Source organism: Priestia sp. 179-F W1.4 NHS (genome assembly GCF_045369295.1).
GTDB lineage: Bacteria > Bacillota > Bacilli > Bacillales > Bacillaceae_H > Priestia > Priestia zanthoxyli.
Map to the genome: position 1 here is coordinate 62,873 of NZ_JBIQFF010000003.1, position 18,318 is coordinate 81,190.

The window sequence follows — 18,318 nt, forward strand, 5'->3', positions numbered from 1 at the left end:
GGAAAAGAAAATGACTAGAAAATTAAGTATGTCTGAAGCTATCAATGAAGCAATGAAACTAGCGATGCGAAAAGATGAGAATGTGATTCTGCTGGGAGAAGATGTAGCTGGCGGAGCGGAAATTGACCACCTGCAAGATGATGAGGCTTGGGGCGGTGTCCTTGGAGTGACAAAGGGACTTGTACAAGAATTTGGACGTGAACGAATTCTTGATACGCCTATTTCAGAAGCAGCTTATATAGGAGCTGCAATGGGAGCGGCAGCTACGGGGTTAAGACCGGTTGCAGAATTAATGTTTAATGACTTTATTGGCTGCTGCTTAGATCAAGTGCTGAATCAAGGCGCAAAATTTAGATACATGTTCGGAGGAAAAGCAGAAGTGCCCGTCACGATTCGAACGACTCATGGAGCTGGATTCAGAGCTGCGGCTCAGCATTCTCAGAGCTTGTATGCTTTGTTTACTAGCATTCCTGGTATTAAAGTAGTGGTGCCTTCTACCCCTTACGATGCAAAAGGTTTATTATTAGCAGCAATTGAAGACAATGATCCGGTTATCTTTTTTGAAGACAAAACATTGTACAACATGAAAGGTGAGGTTCCTGAAGGCTATTATACGATTCCATTAGGAAAAGCAGACGTGAAACGCGAAGGAACAGATTTAACTATTGTAGCGATTGGCAAACAAGTAAATACTGCACTTACAGCCGCAGATCAATTATCTCACAAAGGAATTGACGTAGAAGTAGTCGATCCGCGAAGTCTATCACCTTTTGACGAAGAGACGATTCTTTCTTCTGTAGAAAAAACGAATCGATTAATTGTTATTGACGAAGCTAACCCAAGATGCAGCATCGCAACAGATATTGCTGCGCTAGTTGCTGATAAAGGATTTGATATGCTTGATGCACCTATTAAACGAATTACAGCACCACATACACCTGTACCATTTTCACCTCCATTAGAAGATATTTATCTGCCAACACCGCAAAAAGTAATTGAAGTTGTATCGGAGTTGCTAGGAGATACATCGCTTCTAAGCGTGTAAGTAAAGAGAAAGGAGGAGGAAGCAAATGGCTGCAGAGGTTGTAATGCCAAAACTAGGTATGGCAATGAAAGAAGGAACCGTTTCGACATGGAATAAAAAAGTGGGAGACTCCGTTTCAAAAGGAGATATGATTGCAAGTATTAATTCTGAAAAAATAGAAATGGAAATTGAAGCGCCGCAGGACGGTGTGATTCTTGATATCCTTGTGCAAGAAGATGTAGGTGTGCCTCCTGGAACGATTATCTGTTATGTTGGAAATCCAAACGAGCAGCTTACTGAGCAAAGCAGTTCAGCAAATGAGCTTCAGGCTCCTAAAAACGAGGTAGCCGCCACTATCTCTTTAGAAGAGCCACCAGCAAACGTAGCTTCATCAAAGAGGAGCAAAGAAACTGTGCGCATTTCACCAATTGCACGGAAAATAGCAGAATCTGAAAACCTTGACATTGAAATGATTAAAGGCACGGGACCAAAAGGAAGAATCACAAAAGCGGATGTAGAGAAAGTGCTGACAGAAAAAGCTTCAGAAACAAGTCATCCACCAGTTGAAATAGATAAAGCTACAAAAAAAGAAACGCTTCCAGTAGCGGGGATGAGGAAAGTCATTGCAGGCAGAATGCATAATAGCTTACTAAACAGTGCTCAATTAACGATTAATATGAAAGCTGACGTGACGGATTTGCTGTCTCTTCAACGAGAAATTAAAGAAGTGATTCAACAACGCCATAGTGTAAAAATCTCTCTAACTGATTTTATTGCTCGCGCTGTTGTTCTTTCACTTCAAGAACACAAGCAAATGAACAGTGCGTATATCGATAACGAAATTCATCTCTATCATCATGTTCATCTTGGAATGGCCGTGGCTTTAGAAAATGGGCTAGTTGTTCCTGTTGTGCAACATGCTGAAAAAATGCCGTTAGTTGAATTAGCTGCAGAGATAAAAACACGAGCAGCAGATGCTCGGCAAGGTCAGTTGAGTACTGATAGCATGCAAGGTTCCACATTCACTATTACTAATCTCGGTGCCTACGGAGTAGAGTATTTTACACCTATATTGAACCCGCCTGAAACAGGAATCCTTGGTGTGGGAGCTACTGAAGATGTACCTATGTATATAGGAGAGAATTTACAAAGAAGAAACGTGCTGCCTTTAAGCCTGACGTTTGATCATCGCGTACTGGACGGAGCACCTGCAGCTAATTTCCTTGGAACTATTAAACAATACTTAGAGCAACCTATTTTACTACTCTTATAGAAAGGTGGTGCATTCCATGAAACCTTTAGTTGTCATTGGCGGCGGTCCTGCAGGATATGTGGCGGCAATCACTGCCGCCCGGCAAGGAAAACAAGTTACGTTAATCGAACAAAAAGATTTAGGTGGAACATGTTTAAATGAGGGTTGTATGCCAACAAAGTCATTATTAGCAAGCGCGGAAGCCTATGAGAAAATAAAGCAAGCTGAGCAATTCGGCATCACTCTTCCTTTAGAACAAGTGAAAATTAACTGGGATGGCGTTCAGCATCATAAAACAACCATTGTTAAAAACTTGGTCAGGGGAATTGGCTATTTAATGAAAAAGAACAGTATTAAAGTCATGAAAGGAGAAGCTTCTTTTTTGACAAATCATCGCCTAGCCGTGCGAAATGAAAATCCAGTAGAAGAAATAGAGGCTGAACAGTTTATTATTGCTGTAGGTTCAGAACCTGCTAGCCTGCCGTTTGCTCCGTTTGATGGAAAGTGGATCATTCACAGTGGACAAGCGATGTCGCTGCCTGCTATCCCTTCATCTCTTTTGATAGTAGGAGGAGGGGTAATTGGGTGTGAATTTGCAAGCATTTACAGTCAAATGGGAACAAAAGTAACGATTGTGGAAGCGGCAGATCAGCTGCTTTCTGGTGAAGATGCCGATATCGCCTTTATGTTGCAGGAAGAGTTAGAGAAAAAAGGCGTAACGATTTATACATCCGCTTCGCTAACAAAAATGCAGCCAGAAGATAAAACGGCTCTATTTAAACATAAAGAAGAACTGCATGAACTGCAGGCTGACTATGCATTAATTTCAATTGGGAGAAAGCCTAGAGTGCTAGGTTTAGGTTTAGAAAAGCTTGGCATACATTTTTCAAAACAAGGAATTGATGTTAATGAGCATATGCAAACGAATATACCTAATATCTATGCTTGTGGAGATGTAGTCGGTGGAATTCAGCTTGCTCATGTAGCCTTTCATGAAGGCACAGTTGCTGCTTTGCATGCATACGGAAAAGATAAGAGCGTGAATTACCGAGCTGTACCACGCTGCATCTATACTCATCCTGAAATTGCAAGTGTGGGTTTGACAGAAAAACAGGCCCGAGAAAAATACGGTGATGTTCGTATCGGAGAATTTTCGTTTACGGCAAACGGCAAAGCGATGATTGAAAATGATTCTGTTGGAAAAGTGAAAGTAATCGTAGAACCGCAGTTTAATGAAATTATTGGGTTTTCCATTGTAGGTGCACATGCTACAGAATTAATTGGACAAGGAACCATCATGCTGCACGGGGAGTTGACCACGGATGTAATGGAAGACTTTATCGCTGCTCATCCTACATTATCCGAAGCAATTCATGAAGCTCTTTTGCATTCAACGGGTCAGGCCGTTCACTCATGATTATACAAGTGCTCAAGTTATTAAGCTCTTTAAGGATGAAAAGTAAAAATGAATGATTTAAAAAGTAAACTAGAGGATGAAGGAATCATGGGAGAGGTATAGGGATTTTCCTGCATCCTCGTCTAGTTTTTCTATTAATTTTTACATAACGTGAGCTTAAGAATCTATCTTTGGTAATGATAACGTTTTCTTTGTGATTTATAATAATAGTAACAAGCCTTGATTTACTATATTCAATTAAGTTTATAGGGGAGAGGTAAGAAATGGAATCCACACTTTCTTTAAACACATGGAAACGTTTTGTAAACGAAGGAGCACTTGAATCTTCAAGGTTAAACGACATCATTGTAAAATCGTGGCACCGCTGTAAAAGCGCAGATGTTAACCCTTACCTAGATAAAGGCAGATCGATTTTAAGAAACGAAGATTTTCATTCTCGAAAACAAATGAACTCTTTATTTCTTGAAACGGCGTTGCCGCACTTAGAAAGAATCAGACAATCAGCGGCAGATTTAGGAATGGTTGCTCTATTAATTGACCCAGAAGGCTATATTTTATCTATTACAGGAAATAGACTTACACTGAATGAAGCAAGAAAAATTAATTTTGTGGAAGGTGCCTGTTGGACAGAAAAAGAAGTAGGAACAAATGCAATCGGGACGGCTCTGCAAACGGAAGAACCCATTATGATAACAGGTACAGAACATTATTCGATTGCTTCGCATCAATGGAGCTGTTCGGCGGCGCCTGTTCGAAATGACGACGGAAATTTAATTGGGATTATTAATATTTCCTGTCCCGTAAACAGAGCGCATCCTTATATGCTTGGAATGGTTACGTCCATTGCGTATACAATCGAACGGGAGTTAAGCATTCGAATGCACAAAGACGAAATTGAGTTGGTTCATGCTTCTATGAATTTTGTCGATAGCAAGCAGCTCTTGCTGCTTTGCAATTACAAAGAAGTGATTGTAGGAGCAAGTAAAACCGTTCGGGAATGTATACCTAAATGGTCAGGACAACAGTTGAATACGATTGTACAACAGGGATTTCGTATAGTGATGGAAGTGCCTGTCATTTCAAAAAGACACGGTCGTTCTATTGGAAAGATTGTTTACTTATCAGAAGAAACGACTCATAACCAAATAACTAAACAGATCTCTGCTCAATCATTTTGTTTTAAAGGAGAAGCAGGCATAAGCCGATCCTTTCAGCGAACATTAGAAGAAATAAAGCAGGCGGCTCCTACGGATACAACGGTCTATATTTTAGGGGAAACAGGTACTGGAAAAGAAGTAGTGGCGAGAACGATTCATGAAAACAGTTCGCGTAAAAACGGGCCTTTTATTGCTCTTAATTGTGGTGCCATTCCGAAGGAACTTATGGAAAGTGAATTATTTGGCTATGCGGAAGGAGCCTTTACAGGAGCACGGCGTCAAGGATATCAAGGGAAGTTTGAACAGGCTAATCATGGTACGATTTTTCTTGATGAAATAGGTGAGCTTCCTCATTCTATGCAAGTTTCTTTGTTAAGAGTATTGCAAGAGCGCAAGGTCACGCCTGTGGGAAGCAATCAGGAAATTCCGGTAGACATCCGGATTATTACCGCTACTCATCGAGATCTTCGCCAACTTGTCAATGAAAGGAAGTTTCGAGAAGATTTATACTACCGGCTTCACGTGTACCCCGTGCATGTTCCGCCTTTACGGGAAAGAAAAGAAGATATTCCGCATCTTATGCGGTACTTTTGTCAAACGAATGATTGGAATATGAATTTCCCCAAGGAACTAGTAGATAAATTGATAGATTACCAGTGGCCCGGAAACGTTCGAGAATTATTTAATGTACTTGAACGCTTGAAAATTTCACTAAACGCGGACACAGAAAAAGAGACAATATTGAGTTATTTGAGTTCTTTACATCTTGGTGGTCAGAGGGACATCTCTCACTCTGATACTTCACAAGAAATAGAAGAAAACGGTTTTACGTCCCTATCCGCACTCACATTTCGTGAAAAAGTTCAAAAAGACTTGATGATGGATGCTTTACGTAAAACGCAGGGAAATGTGTCGCTTGCTGCTAAGCTGTTAGATATACCAAGAAGTACATTTTATAACAGATTAAAAAAATTCAATTTATAAGCTGAGAGTTTCTAGCTGTTTTAAATTTAGAAAAAGTAAAAAACGAACCATTGATTGATCAAGATTTTTGATTAGTGGTTCGTTTTTTTTGTTATGATAAGCGTAGTTTCGATTCGTTTTAAGTTCTTCTAGTAGTTGATTGGAGGGCAAGACGAAAACTCCTGCCGAAAAAGCGGAACAGGGGAGACTCCACAGGAGCGTATGCGACGAGAAGGCTCAGCGGCCGCCCGCGGAAAGCGAAGTCTTGTACGGAATCAACTGCCGTGACACAAGCGTTCAGCTCATGTATCCTATTTGTTCGTCGTTAGATTGAATTGCTTTCGTTATATCTCGATCTTTTTTAAATTTAATGAGGAGTGTACGTATATTTTATTATCAGATTATTCTGTACTATATACAGTATATTGTATACAATATATAATTTAATCAATATCTAATTAACAAAACCAGAGGTGATGAGTGAATGACAGACAAACAGTTTAAAAATGTACAAGACGGAACAAAAGCGGTATGGGCAGGAGAAAAAGAATCGCTTGCTTACAATGCCACTCAAGTTCCCGTCGTCTTCAGCGTAGCTTACAATTATGATGATGTAGACGAATGGCAAGAAGTTGCGTTAGGAAACAAACCAGGCTATACGTATAATCGCATGAGTAATCCTACGGTTAAAGCTTTTGAAGAAAAAGTAAGGATACTCGAAGAAGCAGAAGAAGCGGTCGCATTTTCTTCCGGCATGGCGGCTATTAGCAGCACATTATACACGTTTTTAAAACCCGGAGACCGAGTCGTATCGGTAAAAGATACATATGGAGGAACAAACAAAATCTTCACTGAGTTTCTTCCTAACATTGGAGTGGATGTAACCTTATGTAATACGGGAAATCATGAAGAAATTGAAGCGGCAGTAAATAAAGGATGTAAAGTGCTGTATTTAGAGTCACCTACAAATCCTACGATGAAAATTATTGATATTGAAAGAATAGCGAAAGCAGGGAAATCGGTAGGGGCAGTGGTCATTATTGATAATACGTTTGCGACACCAATTAACCAAAACCCTCTTCAATTAGGAGTAGATCTTGTCATTCACAGCGCCACAAAATTTTTAAGCGGACATGCGGATGCCTTAGGAGGAGTAGTATGCGGCTCTAAAGAATTAATACAGCATGTGTATCACTACCGTGAGATCAATGGCGCGACCATGGACCCTATGTCAGCGTATCTTATTTTAAGAGGAATGAAGACGTTAAAATTACGTATACGTCAACAAGAACGAAGCGCTTTGGAAATTGCTAAATTTCTTCAAAAGAAAGAAGCGGTTGAAGCCGTCTATTATCCTGGATTGGAAACACACCCTCATCATCATATTGCCAAAAAACAAATGAAAGGCTTTGGCGGAATATTAAGCTTTGTGTTAAAAGGAGAAATGGAAGCTATTAAAATTTTGCTGCCAAAGTTAACGTATGCAAATAAAGCCGGTAATTTAGGAGCGGTTGAAACGATTTACGGTCCGGCAAGAACGACTAGTCACGTAGAATGTACGCTTGAAGAACGTAAAGCTCTTGGAATATCCGAAGGACTGGTTCGCATATCTGTAGGAATTGAAGATACGGAAGATTTAATTGCAGACTTAGAACAAGCATTTGCTCACTTAGAATCTGCATCACCTATTAGTAATTAAAAAGACATGTATTACTTTTTTAAATAAAAATAAGGTAAGCAACTCTTTTTAGTTGGTAGACGTTTCTTCAAAATTGCAGAGATATTGTGGAATAAAGCTGAGAAATTAAACTGCACGTGTATTTTTTCGTCTGATTTTGTAGGTATACTGATAAATTAGATGAAATAAAAATGTTTTTACACGCTTTAAAAATAAACTAACTTACAATAGCCTACAAATAAGGAATGATAGTATGTCGAAACAAGAAAATGAATACACAATAAAAGATGCATCATTGTTTGGATTTAAATTAATGCAGGTAAGTAAAGCCATCTGGCGAGCTGCAGAAGATGATTGGGAGCAATGGGTGAAACCTTATGGTCTGAATGTAAATGAGCATCATATTTTATGTTTGGCTAGCAGCACGGGAGAAATCTCGATGTCAGAGTTAGCTAACTTAGGAGCTATGCATATCTCTACAGCATTTAATTTTTCGAAAAAATTAGAAAATCAAGGGTATCTGTATCTATCCAAAAGAGAAAATGATAAAAGAAACACCTATATCAAACTGACTGAAAATGGAGAACAATTATTGCTTGACACGCTCAAAGGGTATGAACCACATAACAGTAAGGTGTGCAAAGGCGCACTTCCTTTAAAAACGTTATACGGAAAATTTCCCGATTTTCCAGAGCTCGTAACCGTTGTTCGTCACGTTTGCGGCGGCGACCTAGTGACCGTTGCTGATCAACCTTTTGTGAATATAGAAGAAGCGGGAATAGAAGAAAATGAAGATAAGAAAGAAGTCCAGCTAACTAGTAATTGAACGCGCTGAATAATGGGCAGAGAATAGGGCCTCGTGAAAATAAGTGAATAACAGACCGAGCTGTTTTATCCGTGAGAAACTTCACGTATAAAACAGCTCTTTTTTATTTTGTGAATAATGATTCTCCATTATATTATGAGAAATTTAGGATAAGCTACCAGTAGTAAATTTACCGGAGAGAAGGAGTGGTTACCATGAATAAGTCAGACTCAATTTCTGTTTTTCAGCTGATCCTTCTTTCGATGACGTTTATTGGCTTAAAAACTCATGTGATGCTTATATCTCCATTAATTAAAACGGCAGGGCGCGATGCTTGGATCACTGTTCTTCTTACTTGTCTTTTAACACTCATATGGGTTCCTTTACTCGTATATGTAAATAAAAAAACAAACGGCGAACATCTTTTTCAATGGATGAAAAAACATATGAATAAGTCATTTACCAATGTTGTTATTTTTCTTATAATCGCTTATTTGACCATTATGGAAATTGCCACCTTACGAGAGACGATTACGTGGATCAATATTATTTTTCTTCAGCGAACACCTTTAATTATACTCATTTTATTATTTGGTTTTACCTGTTGCTTACTTGCCGCTACGAGCATGAGAACGATTAGTATTGTAAACGTGTTTCTTTTATTTTTTATTGTACTATTAGGTTTTTTTGTTTCTTTTACAAACTTTCAATTTAAAGATTATTCTTTATTGCAGCCTGTTTTAGAAAATGGCTATTTTCCGGTTATTAAAAGTATTGTATTTCAAGGATCAGGGATGGTAGAGCTGCTGCTGCTGCTTTTCTTGCAGCACAAAGTACCGCAGCCTATACGCTATAAGCATTTAGCGGTGGCAGGAATTCTCTTAACAGGCCTTACAATTGGGCCTCTCATTGGGGCAATTACTGAATTTGGTCCTGTAGAAGCCTCTAAGCAACGTTTCCCTCCCTATGAAGAATGGGGAATTGCATCGCTTGGAAAGTTTATAGAGCATATCGACTTTTTATCTATTTATCAGTGGCTGTCGGGTACCTTCATCCGCATTTCGACCTTTCTTTTTATTATGAAAGAATTAGTTCCATTTCAAAAAGGCCACAAAAGGTTTCTTTTACTCATTTTAGTGGTTATCACTGTATGCACGCTGGCTCCTATAACAGACTTTACTTTTTCAAATCTTTTATTTTTTACAATCATACCGGCTACTTTCTGGCTGTTTGTTGCTTTTTCTCTTTTCTTAGTAGTCATAGTCTTTCTAATTTCTCATAAAACAAGGAGGGGTAAAAGTGGAATTTTTTAAGAAGCAAAAAGACTACAGCTCTAAAAAACAAGAGAGCGAAAGTCTTTTAAAAGAAAGTTCTTCTTGTTCTCAGATCATCAATGAGCGTACGTTAAGAGATTTATTTGGAAAATGCGGCGATATTAACTTCGAGACCGTTTATTTCTATAACAAACGAGTGCTTATGATTTATTGTACCGGTTTAGTGAGTACGGAAATGCTATATGGAATGATCCCTAAAAGATTAGAGGAATGCTGCGCTAAGTTAGAGGGGGAAGTAGAAGGAGACCAGATCATAAAATTATTAAACCTTCCCTCAGTTTCTATCGTTCAAAATGAAGAACAGGCAGTTTCGGAAATTTTTTCTGGGAAATTATTCATTGATTTTGGATTACCGAACGCTGTTGTGTCTATCGATATTTCTGACCGTCCTCAAAGAAGTCCAGAAGAAACGAAAAATGAAGTAACCATATTGGGTCCTAGAGACAATTTTATTGAAGACTTACCTGTGAATATTGCTTTAATTCGTAAGTGTCTTAAATCGGTTTCCTTGTTAACAAAATCTTTAGAGATTGGAAAACGAACAAAAACAAAAGTAAGCATTTTATACATGGAAGACGTAGCTGACAAGAAGATACTTGACGAAATTATGGAGAAGTTAGGGAATATCGATATCGACGGTATTTTCAGCGGAACACAGCTAGAAGAGCTCATTAATAAAAATCCGTATAGCTTTTTTCCTCGCCACGCTTATACAGGAAGACCTGATTTTGCGGTTCAATCTCTGTTAAATGGCCGGTTCATTATATTAATTGATGGAACTTCATATGCGTATGTTACACCTATTAACCTTTTTTACTTATTAAAAGGATCTGAGGATAAAGAAAATACATATTTATACAGCTCTTTTGAGCGTATTCTTCGAATCTTCGGGCTTTCTATCGCTGCTTTTTTGCCCGGTTTTTGGGTTGCAATGACGGCTTTTCATCAAAATCAGCTTCCTCTCAGCTTATTAGCTACGATTGTTGAAGCAAGAAGAGGTGTCCCGTTTCCTACCTCTCTTGAAGCAATATTAATGCTCCTTTTATTTGAATTGTTTCGAGAGGCAGGGTTTAGACTCCCGACTTCTGTCGGGCAGACACTCAGTGTAATCGGAGGGCTTATTATCGGTGATGCAGCCATTAGAGCCGGTTTAACAAGTCCTGCCATGCTGGTTGTCATTGCAGGCTCTACGATTGCTACGTTTACGCTAGCTAATCAGTCTCTTATAGGAACAATTTCACTAATCCGCTTTTTTAGTATTATCTGTGTTAGCATTTTAGGTTTTTTTGGCTTTTTTATTTCCATCTTTTTAGTCATGATCTATATTACAAACATTCGAACGTTTGGTGTGCCATATTTCGAATTAGCAACCCGATTAGACGCGAAAAATATTTTAAAATCCCTCTTCCGCCTGCCCGAAAGTAAAAAAGCAACGAGAGCTAGTATGCTTAACCCAAGCGATTCCACCCGCGAAGAAGGAGGAAGTTAGTGAAAAGGACCATAAGGAACTTACTTATACTTATTATGAGCACTTTTTTATTGTTTCTTTCGGGATGCTGGGATACGAATGAACCGGAACAAATGGTATATGCACAAGGAATGGGGGTAGATTTTAAAGATAACCGTTACGTTCTTTACCTGCAGACCATCAATTTAAGTTTATTAGCAAAATCCGAGGCAAGCGGTGCTGGCGCGGGTCAAGTCAAAGTAGAAGTTGGTTATGCAACAGGGAAAACCATTGATGAAGCTATTTTTAGATATTATCAAATTTCTCAGCGCAGAATCTTTTTTGGGCACTTAGCTTTCCTTGTTCTAACGGACGATGCGTTAAAGCATGGCGCTGTCAAATCGGCAGTGGATTTTTTAGATCGTTATCGGGAAACGAGATACAACATCTGGATGTATGCTACGAAAAGTCCTTTGAAAAAAACGTTGTTAGCTACGCCTATGTTCGAAGTATCGAACGCTCTTTCTCGCTTGAGCGATCCTAAAGTGATTTTTAAGCAAAACTCGTTTATTCCACCAATCGATTTAAGAGAGCTCATTATCCATCTTAATGAACCTAGTCACGAAGTAAATATTCCTCTCGTTCAGACTAAAGAACATTTAACAACGGATCAAAAAAAAGAAACAGCTATTCAAGTAAACGGAGCAGTGGCTATTACATCATCTGAATTAAAAGGAGTTTTTTCAGAGAATAAAATCAAAGGACTTAGATGGATAACGGATGAATTTGTACGAGCTGGTTTACGGGTAAGGCTCCCTGATCATTCCGATATTGATCTTGTGGTAGACAAGAAAAAAGTAAAAATTGAACCTGTTATAAACGGTAGTAATTTAACATTTAATATAAAAGTTCGTGCAAAAACAACGATTTTAGTTATGCCGCAGCACGAAAAACTATCGACTATAAAAAAAGAAGCTGAACAGAAAATTAAGAAGCAAATTATGGAAACGTACGCGCAAGGCTTAAGTATAAACAGCGATGTTTACAGGCTTTCTCATGTTCTTTATAAAAAAGAACTGCGTAAATGGAAGGCTGTTCAAAGCAACGGGGCAATTCCTTTAACAAAAGACTCAATAAATGTGAAGGTCAACGTACAGGTTAAGCATGGAAACAAACAGCGAATAGGTCCGACTATAGATTAACATACTGAAAACCTGCACACCTCACCTGATAATGTTAACTCATTAAACAAAGGACAAAAGTGGAGGAATAGATAAAATAGAAAAGACCAACCTAAGAACAAATCAAATTAGGAGATTATAGATGGAAACAATCAAACCAATTAAAATAGGTTCAAAAAAAACAAGCGTGCAAGAAAAATTAACAGCCCCCGAAATGGGCAAACTTTGGGCAACCTATATGGGCAACAGCATGTCTTCGTATATTTTAAGTTATTTTCTTGAACACGTTGAAGATCCAGATATAAAAAAGCTGTTACAGCATGCAAAAGGTTTAACGGAAGAATTTCAAAGTAACGTAAAAGACATTTTTACAAAAGAGAATGTGCCAATTCCATACGGATTTACGCAAGAAGATGTGAACCTAGGCGCTCCAAAGCTGTTTGAAGATGAATTTTACGTGCATTATTTAAAATATGCTGCTAAAGCTGGATTAAGCATTTACAGTATCGCACTGCCTCTAATGTATAGAGAAGATGTAAAGACATTTTTAACGTATTGTATGAAAGCAACAATGGAACTGATGGAGCAAATAAAGGCAATCTTAATGGATAAAGGATTTATTATTAAGCCGCCACTTATTCCCGTACCAGAAAAAGTGAACATCGCTACTACTCATTATTTAAGCGGTTTTATAGGAGATGTTCGACCTTTGCATGCATTAGAAATTGCTCATCTGTATGATAACATCGAAAATAATGTGACAAGCAAAGCCTTAATTTTGGCATTTAGTCAAGTTGTTAAAAGTGAAAAAATCCGTACGTTATTTGTAAAAGGTGAAGATCTGACAAATAAAGCGGTAGAACGCTATATTGAAAAGCTTCATCGAGATAATTTACCAGTGCCATCCTTTCTTGATCATTTAATTACTACTTCGACTTTTTCACCGTTTTCGGATAAATTGATGCTGTTCCATAAAATGGATATGTTCTCGATGAAAATGAGGGCTTTTGGAAATTCAGTAGCCGTCAATGGAAGACATGATTTGGCGCTGTTATATGGAAAATCAATGACAAATATCTCGAGGTTTGTAAAAGATGCAGCGGATATTATGATGGAAAACGGCTGGATGGAAACACCACCGGCAGCCGTAGATAGAAATCATTTAAACTCCAACTAATTAAATGACTTGTCTTAGAATATGTAAAAGTTCTTAACCTATATAGCTTGAATGAGTAAAAAACACACAAAACAAATCTCCAAATTGTGTGTTTTTTATTTGAAGAGAAAAAAGCTGTAAATCCTGTTTTTATATTTGATGGTCATTAAACTAAAGCAATTTATGATTACAATTTGTATATGAGCTTAATGTCTCTATGTATAAAAAATGTTATTTATTTGCTGCTCATTATTTTATAGAAATTACTATACATTTATAAGAGATTAAAAAGAAATTAAAGAAATTATAAACATTGCTAAAACGTATATTGGTAAAAACCTTCTGCTGACTGAGTTTAAGAGGTATTAAAGAATCAAAAAAACTGCAGTTAACAACAAGAATTTTCACGAAAAAATATCGGTTTTTTTTATAACAGCTATATTTTTTGCGCAATAGTTAGGAAAATAACGTTTATTCATTGTATTTTTTGTTCATTTAGTTGATTTTTTTCATGAAAACGAAAATCATTATTATTTAAAGAGATTTATTATAGCTGAGAGACAAATATGTTTTAGTAAGTTAAAGAGAAAAGAAGAGTAGGAGGGAAATAGAGTAGAGATGAGGAAAAAAAGGCATAACAAAAAAGAGTATTATAGAGCGTTAATTTTTGCCTGATAATACCCGTTGGCAATTTTGCGGATATACGTAAAGAAGTTTGACTCCATTTCATGCACAAGAGGGCGAAATGCATCCATACTTTCTTCTATGTAAGTTTGTTGCAGGTAAAGCTGAACGGACGTTAATGATTTTTCGATTATATCTAAACCGAACTCATGTACAATGGAATGAATATCTTCCTTTTTAATTGAATAATGACCAAAAGATTTAAAGAAATTCTTAAACTGAGCAAATGCATGCTCTCCACGGATTTTTTCGATTTCTTTTTGTTTTTTACTATCATGAGCACCAGTTAAATTAAAGCTTAAAATAAAACCATCCTTGATTTTTTCAATAATTGCTTTTCTTGGCTGCTTTTCTTCTAATAATGTTTTGACACAATCATCTTTTTCTAGTATATCGATACGGAAAATTGTACTCAATTTACTAGCCATTTCTTTAATAGCAGCTTTATAGCCAATGTATTTTGGAAGAATGTGTTTTACCTCAGTGTAAGATAAAAGTGCTTCTGAATCTTTCTTTACGTTTACATCAGATTCGTATACATACAAAGCACGTAAAGCCAGGCGCAGCATGTTAATATTTTTGATAGCCAGCAATTGATAAATCACTTCCATTGAAACAGAAGTGTAACCACCTTTTGAAGTATATGTATTGTGATCTTTATCAAGCATTTCCGGAGTATATGATATGTTTTGAGCATCAGCAGCTTCTTTTATATGTAAATCTAAAAAATCCTCTAAATAGTTGTTTAAAGAAACTTGAATATAGTCTCCCCATAAACGATCCCAGCGAATGATGTCACAGTCTTCTAAAAGCTTATTATTATTTTGAACGGTCCGAACGGAACATTGGATTGTATTAGCCAGTTCTTGCTCAGAAATAATTGAAATATGACCTTGGCTGTTACATTTGGCTACGTAAGCTAAAATTTGCTTCATCAGAGAACCCGTCCACTTTATGTCTACAAAGTTTTTTGCTAGACCAAATGAATGTTTTTCATAGTAATAGCTGTTGTCTCGTTTCGTCTCTCTATTTAAACCGCTCATGACAATCAGCAGCTTGTTTGCTATAAGAGTGTGCCGCTTTAGTGCCAGCTTTTGTATACTCATGTAGTTACCTCCTTTCCAAAACTATATACGTCATCTTTTACAGTATAGACACAGTCATATAGGCTGTAAAATGACATATTTGCACGGAAAAATGGTGCATTTTTTTAAAAGACTAGTGATACCAAGGGACGAGACATCTATTTACAGGGTGACATATTTGCACGGAGATGTGGAGCAAAAATAGCGTTACATTTCATAAACGTTGATAAAACAGCATTCTTAAGACAAATGTCGTATTATGACGGATGAAATACACGTAATGTGACAAATTCAAAAAAAAATTTGATGTAAAAATGACATATTTGCACGGAGAATAGGAGCAAAAATGATAAAAATAAAGATTTGGGCAACAAAGTGACACATTTGCACGGAAAATAGGGACATAAAACAAAAAAATGCCCTTTTTTAGACACAGAAAGTTCACATTTTTACAAAGAATAAATGAACATTTGCAGAAAAAATCGCGGTTTTTTAAAAAAGTGGCATGTTTGCACGGAAATCTAGAGCAAAAAACACATTTGCACGGAGATTTGGAGCAAAAAATGCAGAAAACGGAGGGGGAAAGTCGCTGTCTCAAGAAAAATTATGTAAAAGTGGCATATTTGCACGGAAGATTGGAGCCAAACTTATAGTAAATGCAGTATAGAAAGAAAAACGACACTTTTGCACGGGAACCGGGAGCAAAAATTAGTTATAACACTTATTTTAGACATAAAAAGTTCACAAAATGATAGGGGAGGTGAAGTTTAATAACTATATCAGCAGGGGAAATAGTATGTTTATATGGAGAATTGGAGCAAAAAAACACTTTTGCACGGAAATGTGGAGCAAAAAATGCAGTAACTAATGGTAGGCAGATAAAAAGAATGCTCTTATAAAGATCATAAGAGCATTCTTTTTTAGCCTATAGAACTTGTTACGTTTTGATAGATAGAAAGGGGAGCATATTCGTAATCACCGGCTAATAAGTCTTTTACTTCACTTTCTCCCACAGGAATAAAGGTGATCTGAAACACTTGGCCCACTCTTTTATAAGATTGGACAGCTAGTTTTTGTTCGACTAGCTCGTCTAAGGCTGTTTCAATTTCGACAAGGTTTTCTTTTTTGCGTCTTTTTCGAAAGCGGACTCTTGTCGAAAAATATAAATAATCTCTTGTGACATTGTATGAAGATTTTGTTTCATAGCAAATGAGACGCTCTTTTTGCATAACGAATAGCAAATGGTAAGCGGCGTCTAAACTTAATTTTTCTACTTTATTTTTGTAAATACGCACCGTTTGGCGTTGAATATAGTCTCTATATATCACTTCATTGACGTGAATTTCAGCAATTCGCGTTCCGTTTGGCATCGTAGTAATATCCACAAAGTCAAAAATACCATAGGCAATTGTCTTATTATGCTGTACTTTTGACATGCTGTAGTGCTTCATTTTTGTAATTCTTTCTTCTATCATCTGGTAATTGCGCTTACTGTCTGTTTTATAAAGTGCTTTCACAAGGTCACCAATCTTTACATTAATGATTTTTTGTGTAGCGAACAACTCGTCGCGTTGGCTCATGATCTCTAAAAACACTTTATAATCAAACCGATCTAAATCACTAATTTTATTTCCATTTTCTTCAGCGTATTCTTTTTCTATTAACAATTCGTAATCTGTCCCGTCTTCAGAGTTATAAGTACTTAAGAAATATTCTTTTCCTTCTTTCTCTAATAGGGGTTGCTCGACGAGAAGCTTTGCTCTTGAGTTAGAGAAAAAAGGGTTCTCTACAGTTGAAAAAGGGCTTTCGATAATACTATGGTTTCCGTTTTGGAAGCTAGGGTCCAGTATAGTCAGCCCAATAATAATAGATATATCCGTATGGATTGCTTTTTCTCGCTGCGTTTTGGTTTTTTGATGAATATAAGGATAATCTGTTAAGAAGAAGCTATCTTCTTGACTCCATTCACGTAGGATATCAATTCGTTTATTAATGACTTCTTCCGGAGACGGTATGTTTTCAAACTGTTTGCAAAAGAGTTCTTTTCCGTTTGTTTTATAATAAGCTGTTAGCGCTCTGTATTCCCCAATCAGCTCTTTATTCTTCTTGGGCTTTTTTTGCTCATAGTCGCGTATAGCAGCATCTAACCACCTGCGCTTCGTACGATTAAGAAAGTCTTTTTTTAAAATCCTCAACGCTTCGTTTACATCTTTATTTTCAAAGTGCTGCTGATAAAGAGGGAGGATGGTGCTCTCTAAATCACCTTTTATACTTTCGTTATAAACAGATAAGAGGCGTAATTTAGATACTCTATCAATGACTTCGCGTATGAGTAAAGATGAATAATCCATACACATCTAACCTCCTTGATCTTAAGTTAGTCATTTTAATTCTTAGTTGGATAGTAGCTTTAAATCTATTGTAATGCACGAAAGTTCGATGCCACAAACAAAAGACGGCTACTATCTATAGTCTATTTTTCATTATACACGTGCAAAGGGGGCGAAGGGGGAGATTTTCTTATTTTCTTTTTTCGCAATCCAAGTTTGGTCATGAAGTATATACATTTGCTGTGTAGCTTATGTAAGAAGGATAACTCTGTTCGCAAGACTGCTAATTCTGCTGCGGAGTTTACTGGATGAATAGCAAGCAATTTAACATAAAAGGATATCAGCGGTTAAAAGAGAATACTTTCTAAAACTACTAAACATACCCTGGAGGTCATGAATGAACCCTATATTAAATGAAGTAGGCACGATTTTTATTCCTGTAGAAGATATACAAAAAGCACGAGACTGGTATTGTGACGTGCTAGGTTTGCCGGCAGATGGAGACATTTTATATGATCATTTATATGTGATACCTATGAATGGAACAGGAATTGTATTAGATAGCAAAACTTATTCAAAAAATACGCTTTTTTAAACACCGGCTTTTCATTTGAATACAAACGATATCAAAGAAGCTTATGAGTATATGAAACAGAAAAAAGTAGAGCTAACGACAGGAATTGAACACGATCACTGGTTTATATTTAAAGATCCAGATGGAAATCATCTTATGGTGTGTGAATGCTGAACCTATGGAATAATAAAAGGACCTTCAAGAGAAGGTCCTTTTATTGTATTGCCTTTG

General features: G+C 37.0%; 13 protein-coding genes and 1 pseudogene. 12 read left to right on the top strand and 2 right to left on the bottom strand.

The annotated features are described in order from the left end of the window. Positions 1–10 precede the first annotated feature (10 nt). The 11 genes from ACH0CI_RS15570 to ACH0CI_RS15620 all read left to right on the top strand — a co-directional run bounded on the left by ACH0CI_RS15570 (position 11) and on the right by ACH0CI_RS15620 (position 13,435). Positions 11–1,045, top strand: coding sequence for an alpha-ketoacid dehydrogenase subunit beta (locus tag ACH0CI_RS15570; RefSeq protein ID WP_406901815.1), 1,035 nt, complete (start codon positions 11–13; stop codon positions 1,043–1,045). A 25-nt stretch (positions 1,046–1,070) separates the two neighbouring features. After that, positions 1,071–2,297: a dihydrolipoamide acetyltransferase family protein gene (locus ACH0CI_RS15575; protein WP_406901816.1), complete on the top strand. Its 1,227-nt coding sequence runs from the start codon at positions 1,071–1,073 to the stop codon at positions 2,295–2,297. A gap of 16 nt (positions 2,298–2,313) precedes the next feature. Then, positions 2,314–3,693 carry a dihydrolipoyl dehydrogenase gene (lpdA, locus tag ACH0CI_RS15580; RefSeq protein WP_406901818.1) on the top strand — a complete coding sequence of 460 codons (1,380 nt, stop codon included), beginning with the start codon at positions 2,314–2,316 and terminating at the stop codon, positions 3,691–3,693. A 263-nt stretch (positions 3,694–3,956) separates the two neighbouring features. Next, positions 3,957–5,834: a sigma-54-dependent Fis family transcriptional regulator gene (locus tag ACH0CI_RS15585; protein ID WP_406901819.1), complete on the top strand. Its 1,878-nt coding sequence runs from the start codon at positions 3,957–3,959 to the stop codon at positions 5,832–5,834. Positions 5,835–5,969: 135 nt separating this feature from the next. Then, positions 5,970–6,101, top strand: a complete 132-nt coding sequence (locus ACH0CI_RS15590; protein WP_255900469.1) for a hypothetical protein — start codon at positions 5,970–5,972, stop codon at positions 6,099–6,101. A 196-nt stretch (positions 6,102–6,297) separates the two neighbouring features. Next, positions 6,298–7,512 carry a cystathionine gamma-synthase family protein gene (locus ACH0CI_RS15595; protein ID WP_335387890.1) on the top strand — a complete coding sequence of 405 codons (1,215 nt, stop codon included), beginning with the start codon at positions 6,298–6,300 and terminating at the stop codon, positions 7,510–7,512. Between the two features lie 232 nt (positions 7,513–7,744). Next, positions 7,745–8,317 carry an HTH-type transcriptional regulator Hpr gene (locus ACH0CI_RS15600; protein WP_028413706.1) on the top strand — a complete coding sequence of 191 codons (573 nt, stop codon included), beginning with the start codon at positions 7,745–7,747 and terminating at the stop codon, positions 8,315–8,317. A gap of 194 nt (positions 8,318–8,511) precedes the next feature. After that, positions 8,512–9,609, top strand: a complete 1,098-nt coding sequence (locus tag ACH0CI_RS15605; RefSeq protein WP_028413705.1) for a GerAB/ArcD/ProY family transporter — start codon at positions 8,512–8,514, stop codon at positions 9,607–9,609. Next, the gene (locus ACH0CI_RS15610; RefSeq protein ID WP_406901820.1) at positions 9,596–11,119 is read left to right on the top strand and encodes a spore germination protein; all 1,524 of its coding nucleotides are present in this window, start codon (positions 9,596–9,598) and stop codon (positions 11,117–11,119) included. Before ACH0CI_RS15605 ends, ACH0CI_RS15610 begins: the two co-directional genes overlap by 14 nt. Further along, positions 11,119–12,279 carry a Ger(x)C family spore germination protein gene (locus tag ACH0CI_RS15615; protein WP_406901822.1) on the top strand — a complete coding sequence of 387 codons (1,161 nt, stop codon included), beginning with the start codon at positions 11,119–11,121 and terminating at the stop codon, positions 12,277–12,279. Before ACH0CI_RS15610 ends, ACH0CI_RS15615 begins: the two co-directional genes overlap by 1 nt. A 121-nt stretch (positions 12,280–12,400) precedes the next feature. Then, positions 12,401–13,435: a DUF3231 family protein gene (locus tag ACH0CI_RS15620; protein WP_406901823.1), complete on the top strand. Its 1,035-nt coding sequence runs from the start codon at positions 12,401–12,403 to the stop codon at positions 13,433–13,435. Between the two features lie 629 nt (positions 13,436–14,064). Here the strand turns inward: ACH0CI_RS15620 and ACH0CI_RS15625 are convergent. After that, complete coding sequence (locus ACH0CI_RS15625; RefSeq protein ID WP_406901825.1) at positions 14,065–15,204, bottom strand: hypothetical protein; 1,140 nt, start codon at positions 15,202–15,204, stop codon at positions 14,065–14,067. 899 nt (positions 15,205–16,103) lie between these two features. Further along, the gene (locus tag ACH0CI_RS15630; protein WP_028413700.1) at positions 16,104–17,534 is read right to left on the bottom strand and encodes a hypothetical protein; all 1,431 of its coding nucleotides are present in this window, start codon (positions 17,532–17,534) and stop codon (positions 16,104–16,106) included. Positions 17,535–17,910: 376 nt separating this feature from the next. Between ACH0CI_RS15630 and ACH0CI_RS15635 the strand changes: the two are divergent. After that, positions 17,911–18,261, top strand: a pseudogene (locus ACH0CI_RS15635) (VOC family protein). Positions 18,262–18,318 lie beyond the last annotated feature (57 nt).

Coding starts and splice junctions, on each gene's coding strand:
- ACH0CI_RS15570 (WP_406901815.1), top strand. CDS start 11: ATGACTAGAAAATTAAGTATGTCTGAAGCTATCAATGAAGCAATGAAA.
- ACH0CI_RS15575 (WP_406901816.1), top strand. CDS start 1,071: ATGGCTGCAGAGGTTGTAATGCCAAAACTAGGTATGGCAATGAAAGAA.
- lpdA (WP_406901818.1), top strand. CDS start 2,314: ATGAAACCTTTAGTTGTCATTGGCGGCGGTCCTGCAGGATATGTGGCG.
- ACH0CI_RS15585 (WP_406901819.1), top strand. CDS start 3,957: ATGGAATCCACACTTTCTTTAAACACATGGAAACGTTTTGTAAACGAA.
- ACH0CI_RS15595 (WP_335387890.1), top strand. CDS start 6,298: ATGACAGACAAACAGTTTAAAAATGTACAAGACGGAACAAAAGCGGTA.
- ACH0CI_RS15600 (WP_028413706.1), top strand. CDS start 7,745: ATGTCGAAACAAGAAAATGAATACACAATAAAAGATGCATCATTGTTT.
- ACH0CI_RS15605 (WP_028413705.1), top strand. CDS start 8,512: ATGAATAAGTCAGACTCAATTTCTGTTTTTCAGCTGATCCTTCTTTCG.
- ACH0CI_RS15620 (WP_406901823.1), top strand. CDS start 12,401: ATGGAAACAATCAAACCAATTAAAATAGGTTCAAAAAAAACAAGCGTG.
- ACH0CI_RS15625 (WP_406901825.1), bottom strand. CDS start 15,204: ATGAGTATACAAAAGCTGGCACTAAAGCGGCACACTCTTATAGCAAAC.
- ACH0CI_RS15630 (WP_028413700.1), bottom strand. CDS start 17,534: ATGGATTATTCATCTTTACTCATACGCGAAGTCATTGATAGAGTATCT.